At 50.1% G+C, this 7,628-nt stretch carries 9 protein-coding genes and 1 pseudogene; all 10 read left to right on the forward strand.

Features of this window, described 5'->3' with window-relative positions; all coding sequences use genetic code 11:
* The coding region (locus ACLR2L_RS17165; protein WP_413369850.1) for a polysaccharide biosynthesis protein at window positions 1-322 on the forward strand (322 nt) is incomplete at its 5' end.
* Window positions 319-1,464, forward strand: coding sequence for a UDP-4-amino-4,6-dideoxy-N-acetyl-beta-L-altrosamine transaminase (gene pseC, locus ACLR2L_RS17170; protein ID WP_413369852.1), 1,146 nt, complete (start codon window positions 319-321; stop codon window positions 1,462-1,464). The genes ACLR2L_RS17165 and pseC, both read left to right, overlap by 4 nt.
* A complete protein-coding gene (pseF, locus tag ACLR2L_RS17175) occupies window positions 1,461-2,153 on the forward strand; it encodes a pseudaminic acid cytidylyltransferase (protein WP_413369854.1) in 693 nt (230 codons plus the stop codon). The genes pseC and pseF overlap by 4 nt, the downstream gene beginning before the upstream one ends.
* Window positions 2,146-3,219, forward strand: a complete 1,074-nt coding sequence (gene pseI / locus ACLR2L_RS17180) for a pseudaminic acid synthase (protein ID WP_413369856.1) — start codon at window positions 2,146-2,148, stop codon at window positions 3,217-3,219. The genes pseF and pseI overlap by 8 nt, the downstream gene beginning before the upstream one ends.
* A complete protein-coding gene (gene pseG, locus ACLR2L_RS17185) occupies window positions 3,216-4,250 on the forward strand; it encodes a UDP-2,4-diacetamido-2,4,6-trideoxy-beta-L-altropyranose hydrolase (protein WP_413369858.1) in 1,035 nt (344 codons plus the stop codon). Before pseI ends, pseG begins: the two co-directional genes overlap by 4 nt.
* The gene (locus ACLR2L_RS17190; RefSeq protein ID WP_413369860.1) at window positions 4,243-4,833 is read left to right on the forward strand and encodes a GNAT family N-acetyltransferase; all 591 of its coding nucleotides are present in this window, start codon (window positions 4,243-4,245) and stop codon (window positions 4,831-4,833) included. The genes pseG and ACLR2L_RS17190 overlap by 8 nt, the downstream gene beginning before the upstream one ends.
* A 2-nt stretch (window positions 4,834-4,835) precedes the next feature.
* Window positions 4,836-5,078, forward strand: a complete 243-nt coding sequence (locus ACLR2L_RS17195) for an acyl carrier protein (protein WP_413369862.1) — start codon at window positions 4,836-4,838, stop codon at window positions 5,076-5,078.
* Complete coding sequence (locus ACLR2L_RS17200) at window positions 5,059-5,826, forward strand: SDR family NAD(P)-dependent oxidoreductase (RefSeq protein WP_413369864.1); 768 nt, start codon at window positions 5,059-5,061, stop codon at window positions 5,824-5,826. Before ACLR2L_RS17195 ends, ACLR2L_RS17200 begins: the two co-directional genes overlap by 20 nt.
* Entirely contained in the window at window positions 5,823-7,193 is a 1,371-nt protein-coding gene (locus ACLR2L_RS17205; protein ID WP_413369866.1) for an AMP-binding protein, read from the forward strand. The genes ACLR2L_RS17200 and ACLR2L_RS17205 overlap by 4 nt, the downstream gene beginning before the upstream one ends.
* A 26-nt stretch (window positions 7,194-7,219) precedes the next feature.
* Window positions 7,220-7,628, forward strand: a pseudogene (locus tag ACLR2L_RS17210) (hypothetical protein); the annotation flags it as partial.

The following is a 7,628-nucleotide window of genomic DNA, read 5'->3' on the forward strand; positions in this document are numbered from 1 at the left end:
CAAAATTCCGTCTATCCGGATCACCGATCTTGTGATGGCGATGAGTGGCAAACCCGATTACAAGGTAGTGGGTATTCGACCGGGCGAAAAACTGCATGAAGTGATGGTGCCAGAAGAAATGGCACACCATACCATTGAATTTGACGATCACTATGTGATTGCGCCTGCCATTATCTTTTTCGATAAAAACGTGAATTACAAAGTGAATAAGTTGCAGGAGACGGGTAAACCGGTAACCGACAAATTTGAGTATCATTCGGGCACCAATCCGCACTTTTTATCGGTGGAAGAATTACAGGCGCTGGATAAGAGTACCTTATGATCCCTTATGGCAAGCACAGCATATTCGACGATGATATAGAAGCGGTAACCCAGGTTCTGGAAAACGGCTTTTTGACTCAGGGAGAACAGGTTCCCCTGTTTGAGAATGCGTTGTGCGAAACTACTGGTGCGACATATGCCGTGGCGTGCAATAGCGCTACGTCAGGGTTGCACATTGCCTGTTTGGCTGCCGGTGTAACGGCATCCGATGTAGTGTGGACGGTACCTAACTCGTTTGCTGCATCGGCAAATTGCGCCCGTTACTGTGGCGCAGAAATCGATTTCGTCGATATCGACCCGGTTACCCGGAACATCTGTGTTAATGCGCTGATTGACAAGTTGCACCTGGCCGTTGCTCAGCAACGTATTCCCAAAGTATTGATTGTGGTGCATTTTGCCGGAAGTAGCTGTGATATGGCGGCGATTGCAGCAGTAACTGAACCCTTTGGGATAGTGTTAATCGAAGATGCCGCTCATGCGCTTGGGGCCTGTGATGCCATCGGCAATAAAGTGGGGGCGTGTAAATATTCCGCTATGACAGTGCTGAGTTTTCATCCGGTAAAATCGATTACCAGTGCAGAAGGTGGCGCGGTAATGACTAACGATGAAGATCTGGCGAATGCGGCAAGGCGTTTTGCCTGCCATGGTATTACCCGCGATCCTCAGATGTTTGACGCTGCCCATCGCAATGAACCCTGGTTCTATGCGCAGATTGACTTGGGTTACAACTACCGCTTAAGCGATCTGCACGCGGCGCTGGGGCGGTCTCAACTGAACCGGTTAGCAGCATTTGTTGAGGCGCGAAGAGCGCTGGCAAAAGTGTACGATGACGCCTTGCAATCGTTGCCGTTAAAACGGCCAGTGCTGGATATGAACAGTGCCTGGCACGTGTATACCATAGAACTTATTGGGCATGACCGCACTGAAGTATTTACGGCGTTACGGGAACGCGGTATCGGCGTTAATGTTCATTATATTCCCATTCATTTGCATCCTTATTATCAGCGCCTTGGCTTTAAAGCCGGCCAGTTTCCGCACGCTGAACACTATTACCAGAATGCCATTACACTGCCTTTATTTCCTGCCTTAACGGCCGATAACCAACAGGAGGTTATCCGACAGTTAACAGAGGTACTGAGGTGAAGATTGCAGTGATTCCTGCCCGCGGAGGCAGTAAACGAATTAAAGGCAAAAATATCCGTGCATTTGCGGGTAAGCCCCTGATCAGTTATTCAATCCGTGCTGCACGTCAAACCGGCCTGTTTGACGCTATAGTAGTTTCAACCGATTCCAACGACATCGCAGACATTGCGCTTGCGAGCGGTGCGTCTGATATTATTCTGCGACCAGCCGAACTGGCGGATGACTTTACCGGCACCACACCCGTTGTGCAGCATGCTATCCGCACGTTCGAGCAACCCGCTGAACTGGTGTGTTGTATTTATGCTACTGCGCCATTTTTATCGCCCGCTTCGCTGATTGAAGGATGCCAAAAGCTCAGTCTGGCTTCCGATATGCAGTACGCATTTTCCGTGACAACCTTTGATTTTCCAATTCAGCGCGCAATCCGACTGGATGGGCAAGGGGTATCGCCGGTAGACAAGGCGCAGATCGGTAAACGCTCTCAGGATCTGGAAACACTGTATCACGATGCTGGTCAGTTCTATTGGGGGCGCCGAGATGCCTGGCTTGCTCATCATCCTATGTTCAGTCCGCAGAGTATTCCTGTGGTATTGCCGCATTATTTGGTGCAGGATATTGATACAGAAGAAGATTGGGTACGCGCTGAGCTGATGTACAAAGCCTACCAGGAACAAATAAACCATGACTGAACAGCAGATCCCGTCGTCCATCATGATTGGCGACCGAGCTATCGGTAGCCAGCAACCGCCCTTTATTATTGCCGAGTTAAGCGGCAACCACAGCCAATCACTGGATACGGCAAAAGCCATGGTTAAAGCAGCAGCTGAATGTGGTGCTCACGCTATTAAACTGCAAACCTACACGGCGGACAGCATGACGCTGGACGTACAGGAAAAGGGCTTTGTTATTGAAGAGCAGGACAGCCTGTGGCACGGCGCCAGTTTATACAGTTTGTACCAAAAGGCAGCAACACCCTACGAATGGCACGCCGAGTTATTTTCGCTGGCCAATTCGTTAGGCATGCTGGCGTTTAGTTCGCCATTTGATGAGCATGCCGTGGATTTTCTCGACAGCCTGAACGTACCTTGTTTTAAGATCGCGTCGTTCGAACTCACAGATATCCCGTTGATCCGCAAAGCCGCTAGCAAAGGTAAGCCGTTAATCATGTCTACTGGAATGGCTACGCTCAGTGAAATTGAATTGGCAGTAAATACCGCGCGTGCAGCAGGTTGCCAGGATATTATTCTGTTAAAGTGCACCAGCACGTATCCTGCTGAAGCGGCAAATACCAATTTAGTTACCATTCCGCATTTGCGTTCAGCATTTGGTTGTCAGGTAGGCTTAAGTGACCATACCGGGGGCATTGGTGCCGCGGTGGCTTCAGTGGCGCTGGGGGCTACGGTAATCGAAAAGCATTTTGTACTGGATCGCAACGGCGGCGGGGTGGATGCGGCGTTTTCTTTAGAACCGTCTGAGCTCAGTGCGCTGGTGGTTGAGTCACAACGCGCCTGGCAGGCACTGGGGCAGGTATGTTATGGCGGGAGCCGGGCGGAAGAGAAGTCTAAACAATATCGTCGTTCCATTTATGCAAGCACTGACATCAAACCTGGAGAAGCGTTTGGGCCGGATAATTTGAAAATAGTACGGCCTGCTTTTGGGTTGGCGCCGAAACACTGGGATACCGTGCAAGGCAAGCAGGCAACGGGGTTTATCGCGAAAGGCACCGCGTTGTCGTGGGAGCATATCGCCCCATGAAGTTGTTGTTTTGCGCAGGCGGCTCTGCCGCAAGCGGCATCGGCCATATCATGCGCTGCCAGGCACTTGCACAAGTTGCCGACGCTCAGCATGTCGAAAGTGTATTCTGGCTGACTAAAACAGCTAAAGAACTGGCTTTATCGCGCCACGATTGGGTGGGCACCATCCTTGAAGCCAGCGACGATCAAATTCATCTGGCACAGAGTATTATTGACTACTGCCGTACCGAGTTGCCAGTGGCCATTGTGATCGACGGATATGCTTACACCGAGAGGTTTATTCAGCAGTTATCTGATCTACCTGCACCCTTGGTGATGTTTGACGATATTCAGCAAGCAGGGTGGCAAGCTGCGGATGTGATTTGTAATCCCGCAGGGGAACATCTGCGTGCGAACTACATGCAGGGTAACCCGGGTGCGACCTTGTGTCTTGGACCTGAATTTCGACTATTGCGACGCGAATTTACGACCGGTTTTACCCTGCCGTTGGCACAGCGGGTGAGTCTTACCATCAATATGGGCGGCAGCGATCCATTGGAATTAACACTTCCCGTTTTGGAAGCGATCACACAAGCGATACCTGACGCACCATTGCGGGTAGTAATGGGGCCGGGAGTCAGTCAGCAACAACGCCTCGCTTTGCAGCATTTTGTGAAGAACTGCCCCAGCGCCATTCAGCTGATTGAAAATTGTCAGGACATGGCGGATGTATGGAATAATGCCCGGTTAGCTATTGCCGCCGCAGGCGGAAGTCAGTTTGAATTGGCGGCTTGTCACACCCCCTCGCTATTGCTCTGCGTTGCTGAGAATCAGCGCTCCGCCACGCTGCAGGCTGCTGAGCAAGGCTGGTGTGAGGTGTTCGATTTTACCGGGGCGCATCCACTGCGAGAACTTGCGGAACGCGCTGCCAATTTGTGGGCTAATCAGGCAGCGCTGAATAATATGCATCAACGTGCCGCGGCATTCGCGTTTACGGAAGGCGCGTTTAACGTGCTGGATGCCATTGCGCAACACAGGCAACGTCATGCGTAGTGAAACACCCGTCAATCAGTGGGAATTCAGCGCCTATCAGGTGTCCCTGCAGCCAATTGCCCAGGTGCATCAGATGCAAATGCGCGCATGGCGGAATCAGCCGGAAATTCGCCAACAAATGCTGGATACTGCACTGATTTCAGAAGAACAGCAGCTCGCTTGGTTTAAAAAGGCCAGTTACGATCCCAAACAATTGCACTGGATTGTGCAGTTCCGCGACAGACTGATTGGGGTAACCAATGTAAAATCCCTGGAGATGGGAAAGTCCGCCGCGCAAGCCAGTGTGCTTGAACCGGGGTTATATATTGGCGATCACACCTATCAGAACAATATTATCGCGTTTGCGCCATCCCTTGCCATGTATGACTTTTGCTTTGCGCACTTTAGCGTGCAGCAGTTTCGCGCCGTTGTGAAATCGTCGAATACTCAGGCAATGAAATACAATGAAAAGTTGGGGTATCAGATTATCAGTCAGGGCGATGTGTGTGTGCTGGAACTCAATTATAATCAGTATACAGAGCAGACCGCGATACTTCGTCAGCTTCTCTCAAGGGAACGCAAAGCAACCAACGTTAAGAGGTAATTATGGATAATCAGCAGAAATTGCAGCAAGCGTTCACCGTTGCGCTGGGTGTGCAGTCTGACGCAGTCACCGACTCACTGCAATACAACACAATTCCTGAGTGGGACTCAACTGCGCATATGATCCTCATTGCGGAGCTGGAAAATGTTTTTGATGTGATGCTCGATACCGACGACATCATTGATATGAGTTCCGTTAAACAAGCCAAAGTGATATTGCAAAAATATGACATCAACTTTGCCTAAAGGCGCATTACATCATTCTACCGTACTGATCACTGGTGCAACAGGTGGAATAGGACGGGCAGTCGTTGCCCGCTGTGTGGCGCAGGGCGCAACGGTACTGGCTGCCGGGCGCGATGAAGAAGCGCTTGTCGCGCTGTGTAAAACAGCAGGCAAAAGCGTACATCCCCTCGTTTACGACATTACTAACGAACAGGCGGTAAAAGACGCGTTCCGGGATATTCAGAAAAAGGTATCCGACGGCCTCATACCACCCTTGTACGGCTTGGTGAATAATGCCGGTGTGATGATGGAATCGCCGTTGTCGGTAACCAGCATGGACAAATTGAAACTCCAGCTAAACGTTAACTTTTTGGCACCGTATCAGCATATGCAATATGCCGCCCGGCTGATGAGTAGATTGCGCAAAGGCAGCATAGTGAATGTTGTTTCCATGGTGTCGGAGCAAGGCAGTGCCGGTATGAGTGCCTATGCCGCAAGCAAGGCTGCACTAACGGGGGCGACTAAGTCACTCGCCAAAGAACTGAGCCCGGTTGGAATTAGAGTAAACGCGGTTGCTCCGGGGTTTATTGAAACACCGCTCACCGACCATTACGAAGCGGATGCGCGCAAAAAAGTACTGCAACGAGCCGTGATGCAGCGTGCGGGAAAACCTGAAGAAGTAGCGGATGCGATAGTGTATTTGTTGTCGCCACAGTCTTCCTATACAACCGGACATATTCTGCCGGTAGATGGGATGTTTACGCCGTGAACAAGCATCAGCAGACTGCCATTCCCTTTATCGGGGCACATCAGCACAGTGCTAAAACAGCACTGTTTGATGATGAGCAGTCGGTTAGCTATCGCACGCTTACTGAAATGGTTAATCAGCGTCGACAGACATGGTTATCTATGCAATTACCGCCGCGAGCGGTGGTCGTGCTGATTATCGACAACAGCATTGCTGGTGTGGTGGATTATCTGAGTGCGCTCAGTTTGGATTGGGTGGTGTTGTTACTCAATCCTGCCTGCGATGATCTTATTCTGCAACGGTATTGCGACGCATTGAGGCCACATGCTGTGATCCGTGATGGCGCACTAACGCTGCGTCACAGTGATGAGATTGCGGTCGATTGCAACCTGAGTATTTTGTTGTCAACGTCAGGTAGCACGGGAGCCGGCAAGTGTGTGGCTCTGTCGCAACGCAATTTGCTGGCAAATGCGGAATCGATTCTGGCATTTCTTCCGATTGAATCGGACGATATTACCCTTGCGACTATGCCGCTGAGCTACTCTTACGGGTTGTCGGTATTGCATACGCATTTATTGCGTGGCGCCAGTATTGGCTTCACCCGCTATACCGTGTTTGATAAGGCATTCTGGGAAAAAGTAAAAACCCTGCCGGTCCATTCTCTGGCCGGTGTGCCGTCGTTTTACGAAATGTTGCTGAGACTGCGTTTTACCCGCATGGAATTACCCGCGTTGCGTTATTTTACGCAGGCAGGGGGGAGACTGGCATCAACAGATGTAACCACCCTCGGAGAATATGCTCGCACTAACCATAAACAGTTTTTCGTAATGTACGGGCAAACTGAAGCGACTGCCAGGATGGCGTTTCTTGATCCACAAAAGGTGTTGAAGAAACCGGATTCAATCGGACAGGCAATTCCAGGTGGCAGGCTCGAGATCAGAATGCAGAATAACGATGCGGGTGAGCTTTACTATAAAGGCCAAAATGTCATGCTCGGTTATGTGGAATGCACAGAACAACTGGCTGAGCTAAATCCCGAAGACTGGTTAGCTACAGGCGATCTGGCCAGGCAGGACGAAGAGGGTGATTTTTTTATAGTGGGCCGCATCAAGCGCATCATTAAAGTAGCAGGCGAGCGGGTTAATCTGGATGCATTGGAACAGTTTTACAGTGATGACGCTATGCAAGTTCGATGCGTAGGTGAAGACAATAAAGTTGTGTTTTTCGCGCTACAAAAGCATCTGGGAGCACTACAGGAGAAAATGGCAACACACCCATTATTGCCTGCAAGAAATCAAATGGTATCTGGCTTAGGCGAGTGGCCATTGTTATCCAATGGCAAACCCGACTATCAACAATTGGCTAACAGGGTATTAGGCCCGCAATAATTAGCGACTGGATTTGGTTATAAAGCATGTTAAAAAATATTAAGTTGCACGTTGAAGACAACGAAGCCGTACAAGCCGATTTGGAAGCGCAGCTTGCCAGCCAGATACAGCTTCGCCTGAAAGAAAACATCCTTGCATTCCAAAGAAATATTCCCAATCTGGTGTCTTTTGTCAGAAATGCCGTGAGCCATAATATAGCGATTTTCTGTAATAAATTTGGTGAGCCAAATGTGGTTGATTACGGAACCGGACGAGTGTTATACGGTTTTCATCCCAAGCGCGAGGTGCAGCAACAAGTAGAACAATTTCTGACACATGCACCATGTGTTCAGCTCAGTGCTTTTGCAGCTGAAAATAACCAGACGCAGTGGGATGGCGTTCAGCAATGGTTGTCATATCCGCCGCTTCCGCAGTGTGTCGATGTAATGGTGGTGC

It is taken from the genome of Alteromonas sp. AMM-1 (genome assembly GCF_047290655.1).
GTDB lineage: Bacteria > Pseudomonadota > Gammaproteobacteria > Enterobacterales > Alteromonadaceae > Alteromonas > Alteromonas mangrovi.